Raw genomic sequence first — 22,904 nt, 5'->3', positions numbered from 1 at the left:
CCCGTGCACAGTTGAATTGGATCATATCATGTTCGATCGCTTGAAAGCCTATCTGGCGGCGCCGGAAGTGAAGGCGTCGCGCACCGCGCGCGTGCTCGCATTCGAGAGCGGCGGGCGGGCGCGCTGGACGCCGAAGGATTTTGCGGCACTGGCCCGCGAAGGTTATCTCTCCAATGCCATCGTGCATCGCGCTGTCAGGCTGATTGCGGAGAATGCCGCGGCATGCAGCTTTCTGGTGTTCGATGGCGCACAGGAACGCGAGGCGCATCCCCTTGCGCAATTATTGACGCGACCGAATCCACGGCAGGATGGCGGCGTGTTCTTCGAGACGCTCTATGCGCATCTGCTGCTCGCCGGCAATGCCTATGTCGAAGCCGTGACGCTCGACACGCAGGTGCGGCAGCACGAGGTGCGGCAGCACGAGGTCCGTGAACTCTACGCGTTGCGGCCGGATCGCATGAAAGTCGTGCCCGGCAGCGATGGCTGGGCCGAGGCCTATGACTACAGCGTCGGCGGACGCAGCGTCCGCTTCGATCAGCAGGCGTCCAGCGTGCCGCCGATCCTGCATCTGACCTTCTTTCATCCGCTCGACGATCACTATGGTCTGGCGCCGATCGACGCGGCCGCGACTGCGCTCGACACTCACAACGCGTCGTCGAAATGGAACAAGGCGCTGCTCGACAATGCGGCGCGGCCGTCGGGGGCGCTGGTCTATGCGGGACCGGAGGGATCGGTGCTGTCCGAGCCGCAATTCGATCGCCTCAAGCGCGAACTCGAGGGCAATTATCAGGGCGCCGCCAATGCCGGGCGGCCGCTGCTGCTGGAAGGCGGGCTCGACTGGAAGGCGATGTCGCTGACGCCGAAGGACATGGATTTCCTCGACGCCAAGCACAATGCCGCGCGTGAGATCGCGCTGGCTTTCGGCGTGCCGCCGATGCTGCTGGGGATCCCCGGCGACAATACATTCGCGAATTTCCAGGAAGCCAATCGCGTGTTCTTCCGCCAGACCGTGCTGCCGCTGGCGGCGCGCACCGGCAACGCGCTGGCGCAATGGCTGGCGCCTGCGTTCGGTGACGGCATCCGCATCGACATCGATACCGACCGCGTGGATGCGCTCGCCGCCGATCGCACCGCGCTATGGCAGCGCGTCAGCAGCGCGGACTTCCTGACGCTGAACGAGAAACGCGAAGCGGTAGGCTACGCCCCGGTGGAGGGCGGGGACCGGCTGGGATAGGGGCCTGACTGCAACGCGTTCTCCAAGCGGTGCGGACGGACCCGCCCGACGTTATGGACAGACGCGAACAGTACTGGAGTGTATTGCGCATTTGTTCACAATCAGGGGTTGAGTTTGGCCGTGGGTGTTGCCGTCGCGTGACAGCATTCGGGCCGTGGGCGGCCTAGGATCGCTGACATAATAAGACGACAGACTTGGGAGATTCTCGTGAACAAGATCATTCTGGCAGCTTCGGTTCTCGCCTTGAGCGCAACCTCTGCATGGGCCGCTGATATGGCGCCGCGCCCATACACGAAAGCGCCGGTGATGGTCGATCCCGTTTACAGCTGGACCGGCTGGTATATCGGCGGCAATGTCGGCTACGGCTTCGGTCGCAGCGGAGCCGATACGGTTCTCGATCCGACCAGCAGCTGGGCCATTGAATCGCCTGCTTTCCGCAACGAACTGATCGGCCTCAGCAACCAGCGCTACAGCCCGCAGGGCGTGGTCGGCGGTGGGCAGGTCGGCTACAACTATCAGGTCGGCAGCTGGGTGTTTGGCCTCGAGGCCGATATCAACGCGTCCGGCATGAGCAAGACGATTGCCTTGTCGGGCCTCAATGGTGGCTTCATCACCCGCAATTTCACGGAGACCACCAAGAGCGACTGGTTCGCCACTGTGCGTCCGCGCTTGGGTTACGCGGTGAACAATACGCTGTGGTACGCCACTGGCGGTCTGGCGGTCGGCGATGTGCAGGGCAGCTGGACGCTGCTGTCGAGCAATGGCTACAACAAGACCGGCTCGGGCAGCGAAACCAAGGTCGGCTGGACGGTCGGCGCTGGCGTCGAGCATGCCTTCCAGCCGAACTGGACGGTGAAGCTCGAATATCTCTACACCGACCTCGGCAGCATCTCCTATAACTCGACCTATATTCCGGGCAGCACCTTCGCTCCGCCGGGCTTCAACTACCGCGAGAACATCTCGCAGGATTTCACATTCCATACCGTCCGCGTCGGCTTGAACTACAAGTTCGGCAGCCCGGTGGTTGCGCGCTACTGATCGCCTGAAATCTTCTCCCGAAAACTTAAGAGCCCGGCCTTTTGCCGGGCTTTTTCTGTGGCAATGCACGGAGCGTGCGGCTCATGTCACATGAATGACAGAGAACGGGACGTATCACCGCTGCCCAGTTGCGCCGGTGGAGAGATCGCGCCGGTTGGGATATGATTGCGCGATGCCCCGCACCTACGTCATTCCTGATCTGCACGGCCGACGCGATTTGCTCGATGCTGCACTGCTGCGGATCGAGACGCATCGGGCTGGTGAAAACGCCACGCTCATTGTGCTCGGCGACTATGTCGACAAGGGCCCGGACTCGCGCCGCGTCATTGCGCGGCTGCGGGCAGGGGGGGCACCTGGCCTGCGGCTGGCGATGCTCAAGGGCAATCACGATGCGCTGATGGTCGCCGCGCTGCGCGGCGACGTGGCGATAGCAAACTGGATGACGAAAGGCGGCGATACGGCGCTCGCCTCCTATGGCGGCGACGTCGCCGATGTGCCGGTGCATGACATCGACTGGCTCGATGGCCGGCCGCTGTGGCACATGGATGCGCATCGCATTTATGTGCATGCCGGCGTCGAGCCCGCGCTGCCGCTGGCGCAGCAGGACCCCGTATTGCTGATGACCAAGCGCTATGCGGATGATGACGCGTCCGGCCATGATGCAGGCGAGGGCGCGCGCCATGTGGTGCATGGCCATGACCGCCATGCCGATGGGCCGCTGCTGAAACAGGGCCGCAGCAATCTTGACACCTATGCCTGGAAAACCGGTCGACTGGTGATCGGCGTGTTCGATGACGCGCTGCCGGGCGGGCCGGTGGAGTTGATCGAGATCACCGCGCTGCCGGCGCCTTGAGGCGGATATGACCTCTTGAACCAAAGGCCGCGCCGCGACGCCTAACCGGGTAACGCAACTGAACCGGCACACTGCCATGTCCTCGATCATCGAAACCGTCGTCGAATTCTTTGCCGAGCTCGTCTGGGGCTGGGTGACAGCGCGATGGCCGTGGGTCGAGGAAGCCGTGGGAGCGACCTGCCTCGGGGTCGGCGTGGTCATGGCACTGTCGTCATCCGGCACTGAGCGCGTGCAGGCGTTGGTGATCGGTGGTTTTGTCGGCATCGGTGCTGGTGGGTTGCTGCTGGTGTGGTTCTGGCGCCTGCGCCGCGCGGCGGCGACGCCGACAGAGTGATCGCCATGACTGTGACATCGGCGATGCTCGGCGCCAGCCAGGCGCTGCGCGATATGTTGTGGCCGTTCGAATTCACGGTCACGGACAATCAATCCCACGGTCCGGTCTGGATCGATGTCACCGCGCTGCAGCCATTCGAGGTTGTCGGCCAGAACGGATCGGGCGGCATCTTTGCGCTGGTCGGCGATATCAAACATGTGCTGCACCTGACGAGCGAAGGGCAGGCCGGCATCGTCGCGGCCAGCCTGCAGGAATTCCTCGAACTCGTTGTCGAACATCCCTGGTGGGAACAGATCGCATCGGCCTGCGACGGTGATGTGGCCGCGATGCGCGCAATGCTGGATGACGAGGGCGCTGACCTGGACGCGGACGCCATCGATAACGATCCGGCCATCGAAACCAATCGCCCGCTGCTGCAGCAACAGCTCGGCCTCGGGATTCCCGCCGATCCGTTCGGCCTGCTGCATCATGCGCTGGTGACGCTCGGCGCCGCTTACGATCTGCGCGATCTCGACGGCCAGCCGATGGAGCTGCTGTTTGGATGTCGGCCAGAAGCCTGAGGAGATACGCCAATGCCGGACTGGGTCTTGCCGCTGCTGCTACTGATCGGAATTCTCGCCGTTCTGTATCGCGCATTTCTGCACACGCCGCGGGCGCCGCCCAGCGGCAGGAACCACGACGAGGGCGTGACCAATTACTGGGACGTCCACCGCGATCGCTAGAGATGGCCGATGCGCATCGCGCCGCGCGTCACGGCGCCACGCAAAGGCGTCTAGTGCGTGGTTTGCGCCTTGACCCAGTCGGGATCGATCCGGGTCGCCTCGGCTATATCGTTGAGTGCGCCTTCGGCATCGCCGGTCAAGCGTTTCTGCACGCCGCGGTAATACAGCGCCTTGGCATTGTCGGGCGTATGCGTCAGCACGGCATCGAAATCGGCGATGGCGCGCAGCGGCTCGTGCTTGTCGATCAGGGCCGCGCCGCGGTTGAACAGATAGAGCTCGGACTCGGGGGCGAGTTTGATGGCCATGCCGAAATCGGCGATGGCGCGGTCGAGATCGTTCCGCATGTAGTGGATGACGCCGCGGCTGTTATAGGCGCTGGGATAGTCCGGGCTGATCCGTATCGCTGTCTCGAAATCGGCGATGGCGCGGTCCCTGTCGCCCTTGTCGTCAAAGGTGCGGCCGCGCCAATAGACTGTCACGGCATTGGTGGGATCGAGACGGATCGCTTCGCTGTAATCGGCGATGGCGCGGTCGAGATCGTGCTTGTCTTTCCAGGCCCGGGCGCGGCTCTCATGGGCGGAGGCATCGTCCGGCGCGAGGCGGATCGCGGCATCGAAATCGGCAATGGCCTGGTCGGGCTTGGCGGTGTCGAACCAGATGCTGCCGCGGTCCTTGTAGAAGTCTGCATCGTCGGGCCGCAGCCGAATGGCGGCGCTGAAATCGGCGATGGCCCGGTCATACACTTTCATGACCTGCCAGAGGTGGCCACGCATGGCGTAGCCCGATGCGTCGTCCGGCTCGAGTCGGATGGCGGCGTCGGCGTCGGCGATGGCTGCATCCGTTTCGCTATAGGTCTCATGCAAGAGCGAGCGGCTGCGATGCAGCGCCGCCAGATCGCCGCCGCGGTAATAGTCGAGCCCGATGGCGCGGTCGCAGGCGGCCATCGCCTTCGTGCCGCGGCCTTTCAGGCAAATGGCATAATCGCCGCCAGGGCCGGCCAGTGTGGCAGCAGTGGCATAAGTCGGCGTTGCGGCGGCACTGGCGGCCAGCGCCATTGCCATCAGCGTGCTGCAAAACGGCAGGCGCAAGGATAGGCGCAAGGACAGGCCTGATCGTGCGTTCGGGTGCATGTGTCGTGCTCGGATGGCGAGGGAGCCGGGACGGCGTTGCTGCTTGGTCGGCGCCCGCGGCTGAAAGGTTCGACGGCGCGCGAACGCGGCGGCGGGTGCGCGCAAGATGGAAGTACAATCGCCATGGATGACCTGATCCGCATTTTCACCGAGCGCGGCGACCTCGCGCATCTCGCTTTGTTTCTGTGGGCGAGCGTCGCCAGTGCCGCGGCCCTGTTCGCGCTGCGCGAACTCGCCGGCGCCTCGCGCCGCTTCGACGAATTCGTGCGGCAGCTCGCGCGCTTCAACCGCCGTGCACATCGCCGCCACCGCATGCGCGACGACACCGACGACATCTGAAAGGGATCATCCATGGACAGTCTGCACGACGTGATGCGTTCGATCCGCCCGGAGACGAAAGCGGGCAAGGATCATCTGAGTGTTTTCAAAGAATTTCTGGCGCATCTCGACCAGTTGCAACGCAAGGCGCTAGCTTCGAGGCAGCGGGTGAAGCCGGCAGCGCGACGGAAGCCGCCGCGGCGCGTAAAAGTGTAGTTCGTTTTTCTTCCCCTCTCCTCCAGCACGGCGCAGCCGTGCGCCGCGGGAGAGGGTGGATCGAATGCACATCGTGCATTCGAGACGGGAGAGGGAGCCGCAGGCTCCGGTGCTTGTAGCGCCCCCTCTCCCTGACCCTCTCCCGCCTTCGCGTGGCTGCGCCACGCGCGGGGGAGAGGGGACACTGCTGTCCGTGATCGTTGCCGTCCCATTCCCCCGCATGTTGCGAGGCCGCCGATGCATGCCCCGTTGCCATCTCCCTGGCCATCCCCCCAGCCATCCCCCGCGCGCCTCGCACTCACGCCGGACGGCGTGATCGAGGGCTATGCCTCGCTGTTCGGCGAGATCGACCAGGCGCGCGACATGGTGATGCCCGGCGCTTTCACGCAGACGCTGAAGCAGCGCGGTCTCCGCAAGATCCCGATGCTTTTCCAGCACGATCCCTCGGAGCCCGTCGGCGTCTGGCTCGAGATGAAGGAAGACCTGCGTGGATTATGGGCGCGGGGCCGGCTGATCCCCGATGTGACGCGCGCCCGCGAATTGCTGGCGCTGCTGCAGGCCGGCGCGGTGGACGGATTGTCGATCGGCTATCGCACCCAGCGCGGTCAGATCGAGCCGAAGACGCGGGTGCGCAAACTCTATCAGATCGATCTCTGGGAAGTGTCCATCGTCACGTTCCCGCTGCTGCACGGCGCGCGGGTGAGCGCCGTGAAGGACGCGCCGCGCTCGCGCCTGCGCGGTCAGGCCGAGCGCGACTGGACCCAGCTCACCGGCCAACACGTCATCGACTCATATCGCACCGATTTGAGCGGCGCCGCGGATGCACCGGCGCTGGTCATCCGGCGTGGGCGCAAAGCGGGCGGACCTGTCCAGGCCTGTTCGCTGCGGGCCCGCGCCGATCGCAAACGCGCGCTGCACGGCGTCGCCGCCCACGCCCGGTTCGCCGGGCGCTGAGGACAACGCGCCGCGCCGCGATGCGCGCTCAGAACAGTTTGTTGATCGTCGCCGTGATCGCCTGGGTCTGGGTCCGCGCGGCGGCGGTGCCGACCATGGTGCCCTGGTTGGTGGTGCCGCCGGTGCCATTCGGATTGGTGAACGGGCTCGCATAGTTCGCGGTGTTGTTTTCGGTCATGGCGAACATGTAGTTCACATCCACGAACCAGGTCGGATCGAGGAAGTAGGTGGCGCCGACCATGGCGGCGCCGCCGAGCACCCAGCTCTTGCTGGTCAGGTTGATCGGCGCGCCGGAGACGTCGGTGCGGTTGCCGTTGAGGTCGGCGAAGCCGATCAGGCCGTTGAGGTCGGTGCGGACCCGGGTCAGTGTCGGGCCGGCGCCGAGATAGACGAAGCCGCGGTCGAACGCATGGCCGATGAAGGGCACGAACGTCATCTGGTGATCGATATGAATCTGGTAGGACTGCACCAGCGCGTTGCCGGTGAACGGCACCACCGTGCTCGTGCCGGTCGGCGTGAACGATCCCACCTGCGGCAGCAGCGCCGCGCGGATGTTGGAACTGGCGCCGAGATAGCTGTAGCCGAACTTGGCGCCCCACAGCCAGTCGCTGCCGGAGAAACGGGAGAAGTAGCCGCCCTGCGCCGAGAAGGCGATCTGCGCACGGTCGTCCGGATACAGCGTCGCCGGGCCGGCGGCCGATCCCGAGGAGGTCAGCACGCCGTTGGTGAAGACGTTCGACGTCCCCACCGCATAGACATTCTGGGTGCCGAAATCGAGCGTATTGGCGCTGCCGCCGATGCCGACGAAGAAGCCGGAGTGCGGCACCCACGAGGTCTCGGCCGGCGGCAGCCGCGGCGCCTTGACGGTCACATCGGCCGCTTGCGCGGCTCCGGCCGCGACCAGGCCGGCGAGCATTCCAGTCATGGTGATGTTGCGCATGTCGTTCCCCCGGCGGGGCGAATCCCCGCTTGCAGCAGCCTAGGCAGAGCGGGGGAGGCGGGTCTGTGCCATTCCGCACAGTTCCGCCGTGTCCGAGACAAGTGACCTCGATCATCGCCAATCAGCGCCGCGCGCGGCGCGTTCGCGTGCCCGATTTCCTCCAACGTTCACGAACCCCCACGGAAACCACACCATGACCTACGACATCACCGACGCTGCGCCCGAGCACAAGGCGGCCTTTGCGCTGCCGCGCGAGGACTACGACGAACTGCGCAACACGTTCGAGGAATTCAAGTCCGCCAATGACGAGCGCATCGCGCGGATCGAGCGCGGGCGCGGCGACGTGCTGCTGGAGGAGAAGGTCGATCGCATCAACCGGGCGCTCGATGCGCAGCAGCGCCGATCGCAAGCAGGCGCTCGGCGCCGTGAGCGCCGGTGTCGCGTTTCGCCGGAAATCTGAAAGGACCTAGTGCAACTCGTCGCGCGAAATCGGCAGGTGCAATTGCGCCGCGCGCTCCTCACGCTCGCGCTTGCGGAATTCGCTTTCGCGCCGCTCGAAGGCGAGCATCTGTTCTTGCGCCTGCTGCAGGAACTGCTCGTATTTCGTCATCGGTGGTTGAGCGTGTTGCATCGCGTCGGCTCCGTGCCCTGTCATCATACCGGGCGATAACACCATACCCCGCCCGCGGGTTCACTGTTCCAGATCAAATTCGACGTCGCTCAGAGCAAGTTTTGCGGCCTCCGCGGTGCGCGTCCTCACCGACATGAACGGCGCCGCGGATGCACCGGCGCCCGTCATAAAGCGCGGGCGCAAGGCGAGCGGAGAGAACACTAGCGAATTTACGACGTTGCCCAAACACTGGCAGTTGCTGAGTCGTAGAATATGACTTCCAGTGGGTATCTATCTTGTCGTAATGCAGAAAGTCCCCGTGCGCGTTTAGCTATTTCCTCGTTGTAAGGAGACGCTGGATCGCCAAATAGGCCGACATATAGCTTCTTAAATCGTCCTCTTCCAAGGCGCGTAAGGATGTGATCGTCGTTCTCTGCCAGAGAGTGACCGAAGATGAAAAAGCAGTGAGTTCCAACGGCAGCGTTAGCCGTAAATTGCTTGAAGCATTGGTACAAATAGGCGTTGTGACGGATCTTGTCTTTTTTCTGAACGCTCGTTCCTTCGGCGACGAACAGAGGAAATGCGTTTGCATTCATCGCGTCGCGCGCTTGGACTATGAGGGGAGTGCCGTTTCGTATCCAAGTATACTTCTTAAGTTCGGAGCCAGCATCGAATAGATGAAGGGCGCCATGGAGAAAATGAACTCTGGCACTGTGTGAGGCCGTTTCGCCTTGCCAGACGACGTAGTCAGCGTTGGGGTCGTCTTCGTCGTTTCCAAAACCATCGTTTTTCGCGAGATTGAAGTTTTCGTCGAATGGCATGTCCTCATGCATCAAGGTCCAATACAGCAGTAGATCATAGTTCAAGGTGTAGACTTGTCCGTCGTTCTCTGGCCCGAGAAAGTTGTTCAAGAATTTACGGCACGCCCAAAATTTCTCTTCTGCAATGCTGCTGGGTAGATCTGGATGGTTACCTGCGATTGTAGTGACAAGGACATCTTTAAGAGCATTGGCATGGGCCCGCATCTTTTTCACAGTGGTTGCATCTATAGGTGCATATATTGGCAGTAGCTTCGATGAACTTTCGAGCGCCTTAATTGCGACCTCGAAGTCTTTTGTATCAAGTGCTTCGAATACTGCTTTTGCTTCAGGAATTTTCGAAAAGTCGGCTTCAGCGTACAAAGAAGCATAGTGAAAGATATCGGCCCGACATCCGATGCTGAATCCATTTCCGAGCAGTAGGTGACGTTTAGCGCAGGAGGCACTATCTGCGATTGCCTCATCGAACGTAAGAATTTTGCTCATTTTGTCCCAATGACAGCAGCCTTGATCAATCAACGTCTTCTAAATGAAAGCAACCTTAGCGGGAAAAATAGCGGTGGCAATGAGTAGGGAAGTCGCACTTCGTTTCTTAGCGTTATCGCTCCGGCCGTGGCTTGTTGAACCGATACATCGGCGGCAGTTTCAGTTGCGGCAAGTCTGCCGGCTTGTCCGGATAGTGAAAGTCGTTGCCGTGCAGCCATCGTGCCTGAAAGTGATTCCAGAACAGAATGGCGTCCATCTGCCATGTGAAATCGAACACACGCCATCGGCCGCCACCACCGATCCGCTCCCCGGTGGGATTGAAGGGGATGCCGTTCAGCTTGCAGATTTCGTCGATGTCGAACCAGTTCTCGCGCACATAGGTGTCTTCGAGCGCGACATGATAGGGGCGGTCGGGACGCCATCGATAATGGCCCGAGCCACGCGGAAAAAAGCCATGCCGCTTCATCAGAAATTCCGGCAGCCGCGCGATGCCTTTGGCGATGCGCCGGGCTTCGTCGGATGTCAGCTTGTCGTGGCCGAAACTGTACTTCTGCAGATCGTCGCGGCTGTAGACCCAGGCGACCGTGATGCCGTTGGCATCGACCACGCGCAAGCTATCGGCGTTGTCGCTCTGGACCCGCCAAGGCGGCGGGAAACGTCTGTTTTGGCCCTCTGACGACATAAGAACAAAATAAGAACATTGTGGCCGGGCGGTCAACCCGACGCGGCGGCAAACACGACCCAAAACTCAGTTTTTACAACGCGTTACGGCATCGCCGTACCGCTCCTTCACCCATGTCTTACCAGGAGAAGCGAATGACCTTCGACCACAACCAGAGCGCGCTCGAAATCAAGGCCGGCATTCCCTCCGGCGATGCGCAGGACGTCTATGACGCGATGATGCGCACCTTCGAAGACTTCAAGTCCGAGAACGATGCGCGCCTCGCCAGTATCGAGAAACGATCAGGCGATGTTCTCGTCGAGGAGAAGGTGGCGCGCATCGACGCCGCCCTCGACGCGCATCAGCAACGTCTCGATCTGCTTTCCCTGAAGGGCGCGCGGCCCGCACTTGCTGCGGACAGCGCCGCGCGCCCCCAACCTTCCGAACACAAGTCGGCCTTCGATGCCTATATTCGCGATGGTGAGAGTGGGGCCCTGCGCGCCATCGAGACGAAGGCGATGTCGGTCGGCTCCAATGCCGATGGTGGCTATCTGGTGCCGGAGGAAACCGAGACGGAGATTGGAGCGAGGCTCAAGGATTTGTCGCCGATGCGCTCGCTCTCGTCGTCGCGTTCGATCTCCGGCGGCATCTATCGCAAGCCGTTCATAACCGCGGGGCCGGCCACCGGCTGGGTCGGTGAAACGGCGGCACGGTCGCAGACGACGTCGCCTGTGCTCGACGAACTGGCATTCCCGGCGATGGAGCTCTACGCCATGCCGGCGGCCACTGCGACCTTGCTTGAGGATTCCGCCGTCAATATCGACGAGTGGCTGGCCGGCGAGGTCGAACTCGTCTTCGCGATGCAGGAGGGGGCGGCCTTCGTGAACGGCGACGGCAATAACAAGCCGAAAGGCTTCCTTGCCTACTCGACAATTGCCAACGCGTCCTGGAGCTGGGGCAATATCGGCTATGTGCCGAGCGGCGCGGCCAGCGCATTCCCGAGCGAGAATCCATCGGACGTGCTGGTGGATCTCATTTACGCGCTGCGCTCCGGCTATCGCCAGAATGCGACTTTCGTGATGAACCGGAAGACGCAAAGCTCCGTCCGCAAATTCAAGGATTCGACCGGCGTCTATCTGTGGCAGCCTCCGGCGGTGGCCGGCGGCAAATCAAGCCTCATCGGCTTTCCTCTGCTCGAAGCCGAGGATATGCCGGATGTCGCCGCCGGCTCGCTTTCCATCGCCTTCGGCGACTTCCGCCGCGGCTATCTGATCGTGGACCGCCAGGGCGTTCGCGTGCTGCGCGATCCCTACAGCGCCAAGCCCTATGTGCTGTTCTACACCACCAAGCGGGTCGGGGGCGGGGTGCAGGACTTCGATGCGATCAAGCTGCTGAAGTTTGCGGTGAGCTGAGAGACGGACGGTTGGCGCGGGCGATGTATCGTCGCCCGCCATTGCCTGGTTCAGCAATAGCGGTAGTTGCAGCCAAATTGCTGGCGGCCAACAAGCAGCTCCGGCGGCACACCATAGTGGCTATAGTAATAGGAAACCTGCGGCGGACCGAAATAGCGGTAAACCTGAATTGGAGCTCCGACCGGGGACGAATAAGTGGTGACCTTGTCGAATGGCGGGGATTCGACGGCAAGGAAACGCCCGCCGCCAACAAGCGGTGCCGGCTCTACCACCTGACCTTGGCCATAGCGCGGAGTGCCCGAGAGATCGGCGGCTGCCGCCGGCAGCGTCACAGCAGCAGCGATGCAGGCGAAGGCGAGCTGGCGCAGCACGACGGGCATTCCTTCTGATCGGCGCGTCACTGCGCGAGAGCGATGGCGACGGTTGTGCGATGCATGTTGCCAGAAAGAGCTTGTGTGAGGCTGATCTGACGTGCGCGGCGTCGCAGACATGCCGGACGTCGCGGCGGGCTCCCTCTCCGTCGCCTTCGGCGATTTTTGCAGGGGCTATTTGATCGTGGACCGCCAGGGTGTGCGGGTGCTGCGCGACCCCACCAGCGCCAACCCTATGTGCTGTTCTACACGACCAAGCGGGTCGGGGGCGGGGTGCAGGACTTCGATGCGATCAAGGTGTTGAAGTTTGCGGTGAGTTAATCGAGGTTCGGCGTCGAGCTCATGAAATTACTCTTTTTTGCCTTCGCGATGACAGGGGCTCAATCTAATGGCCTCAATCTTCTATCTACACTCCCAGTTTGCGTGAGTAGAAAAATTTGCTTTCTAAGCGAGGCATCGAAATGGCGCGTTATCGGACTCCCAGCTTAAGATGTCAGCGTACATTCCGGTCTGCTTGAAATCTTCGTAACCGAAAGCGATACGAAGCTTTGATTCCAACTCTTCGCTAGCGCACAGCGCCGATGGGCGACTACCTAAGTGCGAGCGTAAGCCTATGCTCAGCGCGCCAGATAGATCGTGGCCGCATACTAGTTGATCGTCAGCGAAGTTTCCAAACTCGAATTCATGCAGGTGCGACTCTGCTTCCTCGCGGCCCGTGAAGATCTGCGAATTGTCATAAACCTCCTTAACGAGTGACTTCACGTTGAGCACTAGCTTCTTGCTGATGCACTTGTATCCAATTCCTTTGAATTTTAGCGCGGTCATATTCCGAATGCCGTAAAGCCTTAGTGCTCCAATGGGCAGGCATGCCGAATAAAGAATATTAAGGACTGTCTTGCCGCTATCCGTAAGTGCTTTGATTTTCTCTCGCGATCCGTCTTCGCTTAGCAGGCGAAGGAGCGCGTCGGATCTGAAGAGCGTAACTTCTAGATCGTGAAATTCGCTTACTACAACATTAGCGAGCGAAGGCGGTGCAGACCCCAAGCGAGAGAAGTCTGCATCCACAAAGCAAATATGACCCTCGAAGTTAGACGTGTTCAGTGCGTGGTTGGTTTGGAGCGCGTTTGTTTTCCCATAGCAGTTTACGAAATTGCTTATGTCAATTTCTAAAAGATTCTGCAGCAGGCGAAAATCGGAGTCGCCTTCAACCAGCGCGATGGTGCCCGTCGCAGATGCAGCGCGTAAGAAGAATGCCTCTGCGGCAAGCGTGTCAGGAGTAATGTGCTCAAACATTAAAACTATTTCGGAGCCTGAAGGGTTTCTATCAAATTTAAATTGCCTCCCGCTAGCTGAGGCGAATGTGTCGCCAAAATAACGTCCATCGGGGCGAGCGCTATGATTTGGCGAAGATCAGGGAGCACGTGCTTTTGCCAAGCAATGTGAAGGGATATCTCTGGCTCATCAATCAGCAACAAAGAGTCGGCCTTTGTTTTAAAAAGTAACTCGTATATCAGAACCAACTCGTGTTGTTCTCCGGAGGAAAGATCGTCCGGGTCGAGCTTATTTCCACGAAAGTCGGTCAGAACAAATCCTCGTTCTTTATCGAGCGACAAGGATTTGAACTGGAAGCGCTTATTGATGATGCTCATGAAGGCTTCGATCTTTCCAAGAAGCTCATTGAACACATCGAGTTTCTGTTGAGTATCGGCGACATAGAGCGTCAAGATTCGTCTCGTAGTCGGATCAAATTTTGCTGGTGAGAGAACAGTATTCTCATCGCTCTGCGTGAGCAGCCCCGCGGCGCGCAATCGCGCTCGCTTTTTCTGGAGGTCTGCCAATCGCGCTCGAAGCTGCGCTTCGGCGAGAGGCTTTGTCGCATCCCTGCCTTTTGCGAGGAGTCGATTTGGAAATGTTTGATCCAAGGATTGATTGATCGTTGCTGATTGTGTGAGAGCATTTCTCATCGCAGTTGACACGTCCTGCGAGAAAGTACGAACTGCGGGAATGAAGTCTCGTTTGTCTTCGTTGCGGCTCGCTTCTCTGTCAGCTTGCCGAACCATCAATCGCTGTGTCTCGATAAGTCTGCATTCTAGGGAGGATCGGATTTCAGCCAGCCATGGCGGGAAAACGGCCCGGGTGCCGCGCGCATAAAGTTTTTCGTATTTTTCTATCCATTCGTCTGCATGGATTCGTTCGCCCGTACGAGGATCACGATAGAAAGCGATGCCAGCAGCGTCTCTGGCTCGAAAGCGCTGCAATGGACCATCTTGATCGGTGTCCGCGATTGCGTCCCAAGCAGACCAACTATGTTCTTCTCCCTCGAGATTAGTCATCGTGATCGAGTAACGGCGAGAGCCCGGAAGATTAGTGTCAATTTTTTCGTCAGACGTTTGATCGATTTTGACTACCTCGCCAGTAGTAAATCGCATCGTTACGCTGGCGAATTCGTATTGGCGAAACGGCAACATTGACCCGCCAAAGAATCCGGAAATCATCTTTAGGACTGCAGTCTTGCCGTATCCATTTGGGGCGTGAATAATAGTAATTCGCTCTTTGGTCCTCATGGTGACGTGGTGATTAAATAGGCCAAACAATCCGCTGACTTCGAAGACAGCCAGGCGTGAGCGTATGCTCTTAATCGAGTTCATATTGTCTTCCAGTTTCTCTATCTGGAGTAGAATAGCGTTTGCCGTCGTAAGTAAAGCGACGATCGTGCGAACTGCTAAAGTGCATTGTCAGCCGACCTCAATAGTTATTGTTGCGCTGCGACATATTGAAGGGAATCGGCTGACAGAGAAACACTTGCGCCTCAACTATTTTCATTTCTCAGGCAAGTTGGGCTTCACGTGTCTCAATCCCCCTTCACCCAACGCCCCATGCGTGGCTTCACTCCCGAAGCAATCGAGCATATGCGCCAACGCTACGAAGAAACCGACGAGACACAGGCGTCCATCGCGGCGGACTTCGGCGTCCACAGCAAGACGCTTCGGACGCTGGCACACAAGCAGGGCTGGAAGCTGCGCAAGAATCGGCCGCCGCGCGATCTGCCCGAAGCCATACGACTGAATCTGTTGGCCGATCAGGCGGTCGGTGGCGCCGCGAGCAGCGAGGCGTCGTGCGATCCCACGATGGTGCCGGCGCCCGGCGCGATGGCCGCGTCGCTAAATATCGCCGCGAGGCTGGAGCAGGCGCTGGAGAAGGAATTGCGCAAGGTCGAAGCCTTGCGCAACGAATTCGGCAATCCTGCGCATCGCAGCATCGAAGCCGAGCGGACGGCGCGGACGCTGGCCACGCTCACGGAAACCCTGTTCAAGGTGCGCCGGCTCCGCGAGCCGGGCCAAGCGGGCGCCATTGCCGATGATGACATGCCAGCCGATCTCGATGGATTCCGTCACACTCTTGCGCAGCGCATGGACGCGTTTGTCCGCAGCCGGGCTGACGGACACCTTCCTGCAGACCCTGAGCCTGCAGACGCAACTGCGCCTGCACCATGATTTCGCGTGTTTCGCGCATCCGCATCAGGAATACGGCGTGGCCGGCAACAATGGCGGACCGTGGACCACCTGGCTGATGCTCGGCGGCCGCGGGGCAGGCAAGACTCGCACGGGTGCCGAATGGGTGCGGGCGCTGGTGCATGGCATGCGACCTTATGCGGATCATGCCTATGGCCGCGTCGCCTTGATCGGCGAGACCGTGCATGCTGCCCGCGAGGTGATGATCGAAGGCGAGTCCGGTCTGCTGCGGGTATGCCCGCGCGCCGAACGGCCGACATGGATCGCAACACGCAAGCGGCTCGAATGGCCGAATGGCGCGGTGGGCGAGGTATTCTCCGCGGACGAGCCGGAGAGCTTGCGTGGGCCGCAATTCGAGGCGGCGTGGTGCGATGAGCTGGCGAAGTGGCGCTATGCGGAAGCCGCTTTCGACACGCTGCAATTCGGATTGCGGCTCGGCCCGCGACCGCGGCAGTTGATTACCACGACGCCGCGGCCTTTGCCGATCATCAAGCGGCTGCTGGTCGATCCGCGCACGCGGGTGACGCGGGCGCCAACAGTTGCCAACAAGGATTACCTGTCGCCCGCCTTTCTCGATGCGGTGGTTGGCCGCTATGCCGGCACGCGCATGGGGCGGCAGGAACTGGATGGCGAGCTGATCGAGGACCGGCCGGATGCGTTATGGTCGCGCGCGCTGATCGAGACGTGCCGGGTCGTCGAGCCGCCGGCGCTGTCGAAAATCGTGGTGGCGATCGATCCGCCGGGCACATCGCGCAAGGGCGCGGATGCCTGCGGCATCGTCGCGGTCGGCCGCGCCGAGAGCGGCTGGTTCTATGTGCTGGAAGATGCGTCTGCTGCCGGCATGTCGCCATCCGCCTGGGCCAGCAAGGCTGTGGCGCTGTATCGCCGGCTCAATGCCAACAACATCGTCGCCGAAGTGAATATGGGCGGCGAGATGGTGCGCGCGGTGCTGCGCGAGGTCGATCACACGGTGCCGCTGAAGGAAGTGCATGCAACGCGCGGCAAATATCTGCGCGCCGAGCCGGTGGCGGCGCTCTATGAGCAGGGCAAGGTGAAGCATGTCGGCTGCTTTCCCGATCTCGAAGACGAGATGTGCGACTTCGGAGTCGAGGGACTGTCGAGCGGGCGTTCACCTGACAGACTCGACGCCATGGTGTGGGGCATCACCTCGCTGATGAGCAATTTCACCAGCGGCGGGCCGCGCATACGGCTGCTCTAGAATATGGATGCGCCGCACGACAACGCGGCTGCTCGCTGGTTTCGCTCGTTTATCTGGGAGGAGGTGCTGTAAGTGTAACGCTGTACTCGCGTTGCACCGACTCTTTGGCCGATAGTTGAACCGTTACGATCCAAACGAAACTTCCTCCGACTGTCAGATCCTTGAGTGCACTGACCGTTGTTTCACACTCCGCTCCATCTGTTGGCGAAAACAGCCCGCGCCTTTGCGTTGTCAAGCACTCGACCAATCCTACAGGTGGTCGCGACCGCGCGCAGGCCTGCTCATTATCCCGATGTATGTTTCGGGGGGCGGTTCGTTTCCAACGCTTGGTGATTGTCTGAGTATAGCCGCCGCCGATGATGGGAAGGCCACCGCGATATTCGGAGATCACGATTTCCTTGCCTTCCACAACAATCAAAGCTTTGTCGCGTCCCGGCAGGGGAGCGTGATAGTTGGTTCGTCTGGCGAAGATACCCAACTCGCATTGGGCTGCCGCTAAAACATTGTCGACTTCAAAACTCGTTAATGTGGATTGTGCCTGTGCCGAGCCGCAAAAAATCGCGACCGCAAGTGCGGCCAAAATCAGTTTGAACATGAATTTTCCTCGCCCTATCGGTCAATTGAGCCTCAAACTCGCATAAATGGCAAGCACAGGTTGTAAATAGTTTTGGAGCGAGGCCGCGTTTGGGCTTCTCCGTGGAACAGATGCCGAGCAATAGCCGTTACCTCCATTCACGCAAGCTTTGGGAGAACGACAATGAGACTGACCGAACGCGTCGCGTGTGCGGCCGTGATTGCCGTGCTGGGATCCTTTGCGGGATCGGCGGCCCAGGCTGACCAGACCTTCACGGGGGTCGTCACCATCCTCGATCGCACCACCAGCGAAGTGGTGATCAAGCAGGCGCCGGCTGGCGAGACCGTCGGCGCGAATACGCCGGGCGCGGTGGAGAAATTCCGGCTGCGCACGGTTCCGGAGTCGCTGCATGCCGGCGAGCGCGTCACGGTGACCTATACCGAGAGCAATGGCGTCAAGACCATCAGCAATGTGACCGAGAAGAAGGACTAGGCGATACGGGCGCGTGGGCTGCTGCCGCAGGCGATACTGCTGCATGGACCATGCGCCCGGAATTCCTGGTGCGGACAGGTTCAATCCTTCAGCACGAACTTCTTGCGCAGTTCCACGGCCACTTCGTCGGCGAGTTGCTGGGCATAGGTGGCGTGTTTCGGCGCGGTGATCACCATCGGCCGCCAGCCGAGCAGGGCATCCCTGCGGACCGATACATAGACGCCGCCGACAACGATGCGCTGGGCGATCATTTCCTCAAGTTCGGCTTCGGTCTTTTCTTCTTTTCCCATAACCGGCTTCCCGTGATGCTCTGAAGCACCCCTCTAGCTAGGGAGGCGTTTCGGAAATGCAGTTCACAAGAATGAGAGACGCCAATATCACGATGTCGCAGGCAATGCTGTCGCAGGAAAATGCTGTCGCATGTACTGCTATCGCAGGTAAACGCTGTCGCAGTCTGAAGCCTCCGCAGCCGGCGCGCCTGTTCCGCGCGGCGCTCAGCAATAGCCGTAATAGCCGCAGCCATAGGGCGCGCGGCTGAAGATCGTCTCGGACGGGGTGCCGTAATAGTTGCGGTAATAATAGGAATTCGGCTTGCCGTAATAGCCATGCACGATGGAGGAGATATCCACCTCCGGCGCATATTGCACGATCGGCTCTTCCATCGGCTTTTCGTCCTTGACCACCACCACGCGGCGGCTCTTCACCACCGGCTCGTCGAACAGGCGGCCGATGCGGCCCTGGCCGGCCATGTCGGCGGCCTGCGCGCCCGCGATCAGGGCAGCGGCTGAAATGGCCACGGAAACGGCGGGGATGAGCAGGCGCAGCATGTCGGAGACTCCCATGATTCGCGGATCATAGCGGAGAACCTTTCACGGATCTTAACGACACCTGCCTTGCGCGGCGCTTGCTTGCGCAGCGTTGCCTGAATGGCGCCTGCGATCAGAGCGGCGTGCCCCAGGCGCGTGCCGTCTGCAGGATCCAGTCGCGATACAGCGTCAGCGGCGTCACGCCGGTGAGGCCGCCGCAGCCAGCGGCGTTCTTCGCGCCGGTGGACCACGACACCACGCCGATCACGATGTTGCGGCCATTTTGCTGCTGCAGCACGGGCCCGCCTGAATCGCCGGTGCAGGCGCCGAGGCCGTCGCGTGTGTTGTCGGTCGCGGGATCGACCAGTCTTATCTGCAATTTGCCGGGATGGCTGGTGGAGGTGAGCTGCGCCGCGCGCACGGTGCCGCCGCTCTTGCCGTCGCCGCGCGCGGCGACGCCGATGCCGGCCACGAGATAATTCTGTCCGGCGGCGAAGGGCTCGGTGGGCACGCCGAGCGGCAGCGCGGTCTTGCCGGGCAGCGGATCTGCGAGCTGCAGCAGCGCCACATCGGCGCTGGCGCGATGCGCCTTGATGCCTTCCGCATTGAACTGCGGATGATCGGCGACACGCTTCACCGCCAGCAATTGCGGCTGCCGCTGGGCGTCATAGAGCACGATCTTGTAACTGGCGCCGGGCGTCACGCAATGCGCCGCCGACAGCACCAAAGTCGGCGCGATCAGCGCGCCGGAACAGAAATTGCCGCGCGAGCCGACAATGGTGATCACCGCGCGGCCGATCTCGTCATCGCGCACGCTCGCGCCGCCGACCAGGGCAGAAGCGGGAATTGAGATGAGCGATGCAAGCGCAATGCTGGCAATGGCGAGAGTGCGCCGCGTCACGCGTGGGCGCGGCGGCATGCGGGAACCTGTCTGAATCATGGCGGGGATGTCAGCCCCGCGGACCCGCGATGTCAATTCCCTGATTGGTCACACGAGCCTCCCGGAGATCCCCATGTCCGCCATTCTGCTGGTGCCGCCGGCAAGCGAACCGCTGTCGCTTGCCGAGGCCAGACAATTTCTGCGTGTCGAGCACGCCGACGATGACGCTGTCATCACCGCGCTGACCGCCGCCGCCCGCGCGCATGTGGAAGCGCTCACACGCCGCGCGCTGCTGACGCAGACCTGGCGGTTCGTGCTGGATGCATGGCCCGCGAATGGGCGCATTACCCCGCGCATCGGGCCGCTGCAGAGCCTGCTCGCTGCGCGGGTGTTCGATGCGAGTGGCGTCGCGCATGCGCTGGAGGTCGAGAGTTTCGTCGTCGACACCGCAGCCAATGTCATCGCCGCGCCGTGCTGGGCCTTGCCCGCACCGGGGCGCGCTGTCGCAGGCATCGAGCTCGATGTGATCTGCGGCTTCGGCGCGCTTGCGAGCGACGTGCCGGCGGATCTCCTTCATGCGCTGAAGATGCTGCTGGCGCATTGGTATGACAATCGCGGTCTCGCAGCGATCGGCACCGGCACTGCGATGCAGCCGGCGGGTCTGCACGCGCTGATCGCGCCGTATCGGGGGCTGTCGCTATGATCGATCCCGGACGGTTGAAAACACGCCTGGTGATCGAGGCGCCCGATGAGGCCGATGACGGGCAGGGCGGCGTCGCGCGCGACTACAGCGCCGTCGCCACGGTCTGGGCCGCGGTGCTACCGGCCCGCATGACTCGCACCGTCGAGGCCGATGCCGACGGCGCGCTGGTGCATCTGCGCATCATCCTGCGCGGCGGCTTCGCGCTGACCCTGCGGCATCGCTTCATCGACAGCGCGAAAATCTATCGCATCACCGCGTTGCGCGAGATCGACGACCGCAGGTTCGTCGAGATCGACGCCGAATGGCGCATCGACTGACGTTTTTCTTGACGCGTTTTCTTCACGCGAACCGGCATCCACTTCGCTCGAAAACGCTTTGCTTTCACGGAGCCTCCCATGCCCGCAGCCCACGTCGCCTTGCGCGCGGCGATCTTTGATGCGCTCAAGGCCGACACCGCGCTGGGTTTCGCGCTCGGCGGTCACCGCGTCTATGACGAGCCGCCTGCCAATGTCGCCTTTCCCTATGTCACGCTGGGCGATGCGCGCATCGTCGATGTCTCCGTCGATGACGGCCATGTGCAGGAGCATCAGCTCACGCTGCATGCCTGGTCGCGGCAGGGCGGCCACAAGGAGGCGCATGTCATCACCGGCGCGCTGCTGCAGGCGCTGGATGATGCGCCGCTGACGCCGAGCGGGCATCGCCTCGTCAATCTGCGCTTTGCCATCGCCGATATCCGGCGCGAGGCCGATGGCCGGACCTATCACGCCGTGGTGCGGTTTCGCGCCGTCACCGAACCGCAGTGATCTTTGCTTGACGCGTTTTCTTGACGCGAACCGGCATCCACTTCGCTTGAAAACGCTATTGTATAAAGGGAGCACGCGATGGGCGCACAGAAGGGCAAGGATCTGCTGATCAAGATCCATAACGGCACCACCTTCGTCACGGTGGCGGGGCTGCGCAGCCGGCGCGTCGCCTTCAATGCGGAGCTCGTCGACATCACCCATGCGGAATCCGTCGATCGCTGGCGCGAGCTGTTGGCCGGCGCCGGCGTGCGCCGCGCGTCGATCTCCGGCCGCGGGCTGTTCAAGGACGGCGCCTCCGACGCCTTGGTGCGGCAGGCGGTCTTCGACGGCAGCATCAATAATTGCCAGGTGATGGTGCCGGATTTCGGCACCATCACCGGCCTGTTCCAGATCGCGAGTCTCGAATTCGCCGGGGAGCACAATGGCGAAGTGAGTTTCGATCTCGCGCTCGAGTCTGCGGGCGCGCTGATATTTGCCGCGGTGTGACCCTTACCCTCCCCTGGAGGGGGAGGGTCGTCACGTGCGTAGCACGTGGCGGGGTGGGGTGAATGTTCATCGACGGTGCTTGTGGCTTCACCCCACCCCGTCTCGCATTGCGCTTCGCGCGCTGCTCACCGATCCTCCCCCTTCAGGGGAGGGTAAGAACGGAGATCACCATGCCCAACAGATTGCGCGGCGAGATCGCCGCCGAGATTGGCGGCCGCAGCCATACGCTGGTGTTGACGCTCGGCGCGCTGGCGGAGCTCGAAAGCGCATTCGGCGCCGACGATCTCGCAGCACTCGCCGAACGTTTCGGCTCCGGGCGGATGTCGGCGCGCGATCTCATCCGCATTATCGGCGCCGGACTGCGCGGGGCGGGGGAGGCCATCAGCGATGACGAGGTTGCGACCATGACCGTGCCGGGCGGGGCCGCGGGCTTTGTCGGCATCGCCGCCGAACTGATTGCCGCGACCTTCACCGACACGCGGCAGGCCGTGCGATGATGGCCCCCGCGCCATTTCCATGGGCCGAGGCGATGCAGTTCGGTTTCGGCGTGCTGCGGCTGTCGCCGGATGCGTTCTGGCGGATGACGCCGCGTGAACTGGCGCATGCCATCGCGGGGGTGCGCGGACCCGTGTCGATGCCGATGGACCGGGGGGCGCTCGACGCATTGATGAAACAGTTTCCGGATTCTGGGGAGCTTCTCCATGAGTGACGCCAGTGACCTCAGTACGGCGTCGAGCACGCTCGACGGCATGACCACGAAGACCGCCGGCCTGACATCCGCCGCGACGACGTTCTCGAAAGTGATGACCCAGGCCTTTTCGAGTTCGGTCGCGTCGGGCCAGAAGTTCGACGACGTGCTGAAGTCGCTGGCGCTGAAAATGTCGGACCTGGCGACGAAATCCGCGCTGCAGGCCGGCGCGGGCGCGATGTCATCGAGCATTGCCTCGCTGGTCTCGAGCCTGTTCGGCGGCGCGGGCAAGGCTGGTGTCAGCAGTCCGGTGAAGGCGTTCGCGTCGGGCGGCGTGATCGGCACGCCCAGTTATTTTCCGATACCCGGCGGCGGCACGGGTCTGGCCGGCGAGTCCGGGCCGGAAGCGATCATGCCGCTGCAGCGTGCCGCGGATGGCAGCCTCGGCGTCGCCACGCAGGGCGGTGGCAACACCATCAATGTGCAGATCGCGACGCCGGATCTCGACGGCTTCCGTCGTTCGGAGAGCTATGTCACCGGCCAGATCGCCCGTGCCGTCGCGCGCGGACAGCGCAGTCTGTGATGGATAGCGTGCGATCTGCTTACCCTCCCCTAGAGGGGTCGAGCGGGCGACTTCGCCCGCT

General features: G+C 61.8%; 33 protein-coding genes and 1 pseudogene. 22 read left to right on the top strand and 12 right to left on the bottom strand.

Translation table 11 applies throughout. From position 1 onward, the window contains the following. Nucleotides 1-28 precede the first annotated feature (28 nt). The 6 genes from AB7951_RS17220 (at nucleotide 29) to AB7951_RS17195 (ending at nucleotide 4,181) form a co-directional block, all read left to right on the top strand. A complete protein-coding gene (locus AB7951_RS17220; RefSeq protein ID WP_441255946.1) occupies nucleotides 29-1,234 on the top strand; it encodes a phage portal protein in 1,206 nt (401 codons plus the stop codon). Between the two features lie 207 nt (nucleotides 1,235-1,441). Then, complete coding sequence (locus tag AB7951_RS17215; RefSeq protein WP_231077348.1) at nucleotides 1,442-2,272, top strand: outer membrane protein; 831 nt, start codon at nucleotides 1,442-1,444, stop codon at nucleotides 2,270-2,272. A gap of 172 nt (nucleotides 2,273-2,444) precedes the next feature. Further along, on the top strand, nucleotides 2,445-3,125 hold the full coding sequence (locus AB7951_RS17210) for a metallophosphoesterase (RefSeq protein ID WP_441255945.1): 681 nt from the start codon (nucleotides 2,445-2,447) through the stop codon (nucleotides 3,123-3,125). A gap of 76 nt (nucleotides 3,126-3,201) precedes the next feature. Next, nucleotides 3,202-3,459: a hypothetical protein gene (locus tag AB7951_RS17205; RefSeq protein WP_441255944.1), complete on the top strand. Its 258-nt coding sequence runs from the start codon at nucleotides 3,202-3,204 to the stop codon at nucleotides 3,457-3,459. Between the two features lie 5 nt (nucleotides 3,460-3,464). Further along, a complete protein-coding gene (locus AB7951_RS17200; protein ID WP_441255943.1) occupies nucleotides 3,465-4,019 on the top strand; it encodes a hypothetical protein in 555 nt (184 codons plus the stop codon). 12 nt (nucleotides 4,020-4,031) lie between these two features. After that, nucleotides 4,032-4,181, top strand: coding sequence for a hypothetical protein (locus AB7951_RS17195; protein WP_441255942.1), 150 nt, complete (start codon nucleotides 4,032-4,034; stop codon nucleotides 4,179-4,181). 50 nt (nucleotides 4,182-4,231) lie between these two features. On the opposite strand, the gene AB7951_RS17190 is transcribed toward AB7951_RS17195, so the two are convergent. Further along, a complete protein-coding gene (locus tag AB7951_RS17190; RefSeq protein WP_441255941.1) occupies nucleotides 4,232-5,242 on the bottom strand; it encodes a tetratricopeptide repeat protein in 1,011 nt (336 codons plus the stop codon). A gap of 192 nt (nucleotides 5,243-5,434) precedes the next feature. On the opposite strand from AB7951_RS17190, the gene AB7951_RS17185 reads away from it, so the two are divergent. The 3 genes from AB7951_RS17185 (at nucleotide 5,435) to AB7951_RS17175 (ending at nucleotide 6,799) form a co-directional block, all read left to right on the top strand. Next, a complete protein-coding gene (locus AB7951_RS17185; protein WP_089267037.1) occupies nucleotides 5,435-5,650 on the top strand; it encodes a hypothetical protein in 216 nt (71 codons plus the stop codon). A gap of 12 nt (nucleotides 5,651-5,662) precedes the next feature. Then, nucleotides 5,663-5,845, top strand: a complete 183-nt coding sequence (locus AB7951_RS17180; protein WP_441255940.1) for a hypothetical protein — start codon at nucleotides 5,663-5,665, stop codon at nucleotides 5,843-5,845. Nucleotides 5,846-6,082: 237 nt separating this feature from the next. Next, entirely contained in the window at nucleotides 6,083-6,799 is a 717-nt protein-coding gene (locus AB7951_RS17175) for an HK97 family phage prohead protease (protein ID WP_439089602.1), read from the top strand. Nucleotides 6,800-6,827: 28 nt separating this feature from the next. Here AB7951_RS17175 and AB7951_RS17170 read toward each other — a convergent pair whose 3' ends face one another. Beyond that, nucleotides 6,828-7,739, bottom strand: coding sequence for a hypothetical protein (locus AB7951_RS17170; RefSeq protein WP_120290836.1), 912 nt, complete (start codon nucleotides 7,737-7,739; stop codon nucleotides 6,828-6,830). A 193-nt stretch (nucleotides 7,740-7,932) separates the two neighbouring features. Here AB7951_RS17170 and AB7951_RS17165 point away from each other — a divergent pair, with 193 nt between their 5' ends. After that, nucleotides 7,933-8,199, top strand: coding sequence for a hypothetical protein (locus tag AB7951_RS17165; protein ID WP_439089604.1), 267 nt, complete (start codon nucleotides 7,933-7,935; stop codon nucleotides 8,197-8,199). A 6-nt stretch (nucleotides 8,200-8,205) separates the two neighbouring features. Here the strand turns inward: AB7951_RS17165 and AB7951_RS17160 are convergent, their stop codons facing one another. From AB7951_RS17160 to AB7951_RS17150, 3 genes are all read right to left on the bottom strand, one after another. Then, nucleotides 8,206-8,349 carry a hypothetical protein gene (locus AB7951_RS17160; protein ID WP_439066387.1) on the bottom strand — a complete coding sequence of 48 codons (144 nt, stop codon included), beginning with the start codon at nucleotides 8,347-8,349 and terminating at the stop codon, nucleotides 8,206-8,208. Nucleotides 8,350-8,579: 230 nt separating this feature from the next. After that, nucleotides 8,580-9,653 (bottom strand): DUF4917 family protein, encoded by a 1,074-nt coding sequence (locus AB7951_RS17155; protein ID WP_439089605.1) that lies wholly within the window; start codon nucleotides 9,651-9,653, stop codon nucleotides 8,580-8,582. Between the two features lie 112 nt (nucleotides 9,654-9,765). Next, nucleotides 9,766-10,260, bottom strand: coding sequence for a hypothetical protein (locus AB7951_RS17150; RefSeq protein WP_439089606.1), 495 nt, complete (start codon nucleotides 10,258-10,260; stop codon nucleotides 9,766-9,768). A gap of 209 nt (nucleotides 10,261-10,469) precedes the next feature. Here AB7951_RS17150 and AB7951_RS17145 point away from each other — a divergent pair, with 209 nt between their 5' ends. After that, nucleotides 10,470-11,726 carry a phage major capsid protein gene (locus tag AB7951_RS17145; RefSeq protein WP_439089607.1) on the top strand — a complete coding sequence of 419 codons (1,257 nt, stop codon included), beginning with the start codon at nucleotides 10,470-10,472 and terminating at the stop codon, nucleotides 11,724-11,726. A gap of 50 nt (nucleotides 11,727-11,776) precedes the next feature. Here AB7951_RS17145 and AB7951_RS17140 read toward each other — a convergent pair whose 3' ends face one another. Beyond that, nucleotides 11,777-12,106 (bottom strand): hypothetical protein, encoded by a 330-nt coding sequence (locus AB7951_RS17140; protein WP_439089608.1) that lies wholly within the window; start codon nucleotides 12,104-12,106, stop codon nucleotides 11,777-11,779. Between the two features lie 106 nt (nucleotides 12,107-12,212). On the opposite strand from AB7951_RS17140, the pseudogene AB7951_RS17135 reads away from it, so the two are divergent. Then, nucleotides 12,213-12,418 (top strand): annotated as a pseudogene (locus AB7951_RS17135) (phage major capsid protein); the annotation flags it as partial. Between the two features lie 123 nt (nucleotides 12,419-12,541). On the opposite strand, the gene AB7951_RS17130 reads toward AB7951_RS17135, so the two are convergent. Together AB7951_RS17130 and AB7951_RS17125 are read right to left on the bottom strand one after the other, a co-directional pair. Beyond that, nucleotides 12,542-13,390 carry a hypothetical protein gene (locus AB7951_RS17130; protein WP_439089609.1) on the bottom strand — a complete coding sequence of 283 codons (849 nt, stop codon included), beginning with the start codon at nucleotides 13,388-13,390 and terminating at the stop codon, nucleotides 12,542-12,544. A gap of 5 nt (nucleotides 13,391-13,395) precedes the next feature. After that, nucleotides 13,396-14,745, bottom strand: a complete 1,350-nt coding sequence (locus AB7951_RS17125) for an AAA family ATPase (protein WP_439089611.1) — start codon at nucleotides 14,743-14,745, stop codon at nucleotides 13,396-13,398. A gap of 261 nt (nucleotides 14,746-15,006) precedes the next feature. On the opposite strand from AB7951_RS17125, the gene AB7951_RS17120 reads away from it, so the two are divergent. Both AB7951_RS17120 and AB7951_RS17115 read left to right on the top strand, forming a co-directional pair. Then, the gene (locus AB7951_RS17120) at nucleotides 15,007-15,591 is read left to right on the top strand and encodes a hypothetical protein (protein WP_439089613.1); all 585 of its coding nucleotides are present in this window, start codon (nucleotides 15,007-15,009) and stop codon (nucleotides 15,589-15,591) included. After that, nucleotides 15,479-16,828 carry a phage terminase large subunit family protein gene (locus tag AB7951_RS17115; RefSeq protein ID WP_441255939.1) on the top strand — a complete coding sequence of 450 codons (1,350 nt, stop codon included), beginning with the start codon at nucleotides 15,479-15,481 and terminating at the stop codon, nucleotides 16,826-16,828. Before AB7951_RS17120 ends, AB7951_RS17115 begins: the two co-directional genes overlap by 113 nt. A gap of 49 nt (nucleotides 16,829-16,877) precedes the next feature. On the opposite strand, the gene AB7951_RS17110 is transcribed toward AB7951_RS17115, so the two are convergent. Further along, complete coding sequence (locus AB7951_RS17110; protein WP_439089616.1) at nucleotides 16,878-17,423, bottom strand: hypothetical protein; 546 nt, start codon at nucleotides 17,421-17,423, stop codon at nucleotides 16,878-16,880. Nucleotides 17,424-17,585: 162 nt separating this feature from the next. Between AB7951_RS17110 and AB7951_RS17105 the strand changes: the two genes are divergently transcribed. Then, complete coding sequence (locus AB7951_RS17105) at nucleotides 17,586-17,894, top strand: hypothetical protein (RefSeq protein WP_184515533.1); 309 nt, start codon at nucleotides 17,586-17,588, stop codon at nucleotides 17,892-17,894. Between the two features lie 80 nt (nucleotides 17,895-17,974). On the opposite strand, the gene AB7951_RS17100 is transcribed toward AB7951_RS17105, so the two are convergent. The 3 genes from AB7951_RS17100 to AB7951_RS17090 all read right to left on the bottom strand — a co-directional run bounded on the left by AB7951_RS17100 (nucleotide 17,975) and on the right by AB7951_RS17090 (nucleotide 19,619). After that, nucleotides 17,975-18,184, bottom strand: a complete 210-nt coding sequence (locus AB7951_RS17100) for a hypothetical protein (protein ID WP_089267048.1) — start codon at nucleotides 18,182-18,184, stop codon at nucleotides 17,975-17,977. A gap of 204 nt (nucleotides 18,185-18,388) precedes the next feature. Beyond that, on the bottom strand, nucleotides 18,389-18,721 hold the full coding sequence (locus tag AB7951_RS17095; protein ID WP_089267299.1) for a hypothetical protein: 333 nt from the start codon (nucleotides 18,719-18,721) through the stop codon (nucleotides 18,389-18,391). A 112-nt stretch (nucleotides 18,722-18,833) separates the two neighbouring features. Further along, a complete protein-coding gene (locus AB7951_RS17090; protein ID WP_441255938.1) occupies nucleotides 18,834-19,619 on the bottom strand; it encodes a trypsin-like serine protease in 786 nt (261 codons plus the stop codon). Between the two features lie 94 nt (nucleotides 19,620-19,713). Here AB7951_RS17090 and AB7951_RS17085 point away from each other — a divergent pair, with 94 nt between their 5' ends. From AB7951_RS17085 to AB7951_RS17055, 7 genes are all read left to right on the top strand, one after another. Beyond that, nucleotides 19,714-20,283 (top strand): head-tail connector protein, encoded by a 570-nt coding sequence (locus AB7951_RS17085; RefSeq protein ID WP_441255937.1) that lies wholly within the window; start codon nucleotides 19,714-19,716, stop codon nucleotides 20,281-20,283. Beyond that, the gene (locus AB7951_RS17080; protein WP_441255936.1) at nucleotides 20,280-20,600 is read left to right on the top strand and encodes a phage head completion protein; all 321 of its coding nucleotides are present in this window, start codon (nucleotides 20,280-20,282) and stop codon (nucleotides 20,598-20,600) included. Before AB7951_RS17085 ends, AB7951_RS17080 begins: the two co-directional genes overlap by 4 nt. Nucleotides 20,601-20,678: 78 nt before the next feature. Further along, on the top strand, nucleotides 20,679-21,086 hold the full coding sequence (locus AB7951_RS17075; RefSeq protein WP_441255935.1) for a tail completion protein gp17: 408 nt from the start codon (nucleotides 20,679-20,681) through the stop codon (nucleotides 21,084-21,086). A gap of 78 nt (nucleotides 21,087-21,164) precedes the next feature. Beyond that, complete coding sequence (locus AB7951_RS17070) at nucleotides 21,165-21,572, top strand: phage major tail protein, TP901-1 family (protein ID WP_441255934.1); 408 nt, start codon at nucleotides 21,165-21,167, stop codon at nucleotides 21,570-21,572. 170 nt (nucleotides 21,573-21,742) lie between these two features. After that, a complete protein-coding gene (locus tag AB7951_RS17065; RefSeq protein ID WP_441255933.1) occupies nucleotides 21,743-22,069 on the top strand; it encodes a GTA-gp10 family protein in 327 nt (108 codons plus the stop codon). Further along, nucleotides 22,069-22,281: a rcc01693 family protein gene (locus AB7951_RS17060; RefSeq protein WP_441256120.1), complete on the top strand. Its 213-nt coding sequence runs from the start codon at nucleotides 22,069-22,071 to the stop codon at nucleotides 22,279-22,281. Before AB7951_RS17065 ends, AB7951_RS17060 begins: the two co-directional genes overlap by 1 nt. Beyond that, a complete protein-coding gene (locus tag AB7951_RS17055) occupies nucleotides 22,274-22,843 on the top strand; it encodes a phage tail tape measure protein (RefSeq protein ID WP_441255932.1) in 570 nt (189 codons plus the stop codon). Before AB7951_RS17060 ends, AB7951_RS17055 begins: the two co-directional genes overlap by 8 nt. Nucleotides 22,844-22,904: the final 61 nt, after the last annotated feature.

The organism is Tardiphaga sp. 285_C5_N1_2 (genome assembly GCF_052076065.1).
Taxonomy (GTDB): domain Bacteria; phylum Pseudomonadota; class Alphaproteobacteria; order Rhizobiales; family Xanthobacteraceae; genus Tardiphaga; species Tardiphaga robiniae.
This window is presented reverse-complemented; position numbering and strand designations above follow the sequence as displayed.

Excerpts from the sequence above, each read along its gene's own strand:
- AB7951_RS17115 (WP_441255939.1), top strand. The coding sequence starts at position 15,479 with ATGGATTCCGTCACACTCTTGCGCAGCGCATGGACGCGTTTGTCCGCA.
- AB7951_RS17075 (WP_441255935.1), top strand. The coding sequence starts at position 20,679 with ATGCCCGCAGCCCACGTCGCCTTGCGCGCGGCGATCTTTGATGCGCTC.
- AB7951_RS17145 (WP_439089607.1), top strand. The coding sequence starts at position 10,470 with ATGACCTTCGACCACAACCAGAGCGCGCTCGAAATCAAGGCCGGCATT.
- AB7951_RS17160 (WP_439066387.1), bottom strand. The coding sequence starts at position 8,349 with ATGACGAAATACGAGCAGTTCCTGCAGCAGGCGCAAGAACAGATGCTC.
- AB7951_RS17140 (WP_439089608.1), bottom strand. The coding sequence starts at position 12,106 with ATGCCCGTCGTGCTGCGCCAGCTCGCCTTCGCCTGCATCGCTGCTGCT.
- AB7951_RS17195 (WP_441255942.1), top strand. The coding sequence starts at position 4,032 with ATGCCGGACTGGGTCTTGCCGCTGCTGCTACTGATCGGAATTCTCGCC.
- AB7951_RS17095 (WP_089267299.1), bottom strand. The coding sequence starts at position 18,721 with ATGCTGCGCCTGCTCATCCCCGCCGTTTCCGTGGCCATTTCAGCCGCT.
- AB7951_RS17170 (WP_120290836.1), bottom strand. The coding sequence starts at position 7,739 with ATGCGCAACATCACCATGACTGGAATGCTCGCCGGCCTGGTCGCGGCC.
- AB7951_RS17125 (WP_439089611.1), bottom strand. The coding sequence starts at position 14,745 with ATGAACTCGATTAAGAGCATACGCTCACGCCTGGCTGTCTTCGAAGTC.
- AB7951_RS17090 (WP_441255938.1), bottom strand. The coding sequence starts at position 19,619 with ATGCCGCCGCGCCCACGCGTGACGCGGCGCACTCTCGCCATTGCCAGC.
- AB7951_RS17060 (WP_441256120.1), top strand. The coding sequence starts at position 22,069 with ATGGCCCCCGCGCCATTTCCATGGGCCGAGGCGATGCAGTTCGGTTTC.
- AB7951_RS17165 (WP_439089604.1), top strand. The coding sequence starts at position 7,933 with ATGACCTACGACATCACCGACGCTGCGCCCGAGCACAAGGCGGCCTTT.
- AB7951_RS17065 (WP_441255933.1), top strand. The coding sequence starts at position 21,743 with ATGCCCAACAGATTGCGCGGCGAGATCGCCGCCGAGATTGGCGGCCGC.
- AB7951_RS17190 (WP_441255941.1), bottom strand. The coding sequence starts at position 5,242 with ATGGCAATGGCGCTGGCCGCCAGTGCCGCCGCAACGCCGACTTATGCC.
- AB7951_RS17110 (WP_439089616.1), bottom strand. The coding sequence starts at position 17,423 with ATGTTCAAACTGATTTTGGCCGCACTTGCGGTCGCGATTTTTTGCGGC.
- AB7951_RS17200 (WP_441255943.1), top strand. The coding sequence starts at position 3,465 with ATGACTGTGACATCGGCGATGCTCGGCGCCAGCCAGGCGCTGCGCGAT.
- AB7951_RS17105 (WP_184515533.1), top strand. The coding sequence starts at position 17,586 with ATGAGACTGACCGAACGCGTCGCGTGTGCGGCCGTGATTGCCGTGCTG.
- AB7951_RS17055 (WP_441255932.1), top strand. The coding sequence starts at position 22,274 with ATGAGTGACGCCAGTGACCTCAGTACGGCGTCGAGCACGCTCGACGGC.
- AB7951_RS17130 (WP_439089609.1), bottom strand. The coding sequence starts at position 13,390 with ATGTTTGAGCACATTACTCCTGACACGCTTGCCGCAGAGGCATTCTTC.
- AB7951_RS17185 (WP_089267037.1), top strand. The coding sequence starts at position 5,435 with ATGGATGACCTGATCCGCATTTTCACCGAGCGCGGCGACCTCGCGCAT.
- AB7951_RS17070 (WP_441255934.1), top strand. The coding sequence starts at position 21,165 with ATGGGCGCACAGAAGGGCAAGGATCTGCTGATCAAGATCCATAACGGC.
- AB7951_RS17155 (WP_439089605.1), bottom strand. The coding sequence starts at position 9,653 with ATGAGCAAAATTCTTACGTTCGATGAGGCAATCGCAGATAGTGCCTCC.
- AB7951_RS17210 (WP_441255945.1), top strand. The coding sequence starts at position 2,445 with ATGCCCCGCACCTACGTCATTCCTGATCTGCACGGCCGACGCGATTTG.
- AB7951_RS17220 (WP_441255946.1), top strand. The coding sequence starts at position 29 with ATGTTCGATCGCTTGAAAGCCTATCTGGCGGCGCCGGAAGTGAAGGCG.
- AB7951_RS17080 (WP_441255936.1), top strand. The coding sequence starts at position 20,280 with ATGATCGATCCCGGACGGTTGAAAACACGCCTGGTGATCGAGGCGCCC.
- AB7951_RS17100 (WP_089267048.1), bottom strand. The coding sequence starts at position 18,184 with ATGGGAAAAGAAGAAAAGACCGAAGCCGAACTTGAGGAAATGATCGCC.
- AB7951_RS17085 (WP_441255937.1), top strand. The coding sequence starts at position 19,714 with ATGTCCGCCATTCTGCTGGTGCCGCCGGCAAGCGAACCGCTGTCGCTT.
- AB7951_RS17205 (WP_441255944.1), top strand. The coding sequence starts at position 3,202 with ATGTCCTCGATCATCGAAACCGTCGTCGAATTCTTTGCCGAGCTCGTC.
- AB7951_RS17180 (WP_441255940.1), top strand. The coding sequence starts at position 5,663 with ATGGACAGTCTGCACGACGTGATGCGTTCGATCCGCCCGGAGACGAAA.
- AB7951_RS17175 (WP_439089602.1), top strand. The coding sequence starts at position 6,083 with ATGCATGCCCCGTTGCCATCTCCCTGGCCATCCCCCCAGCCATCCCCC.
- AB7951_RS17120 (WP_439089613.1), top strand. The coding sequence starts at position 15,007 with ATGCGCCAACGCTACGAAGAAACCGACGAGACACAGGCGTCCATCGCG.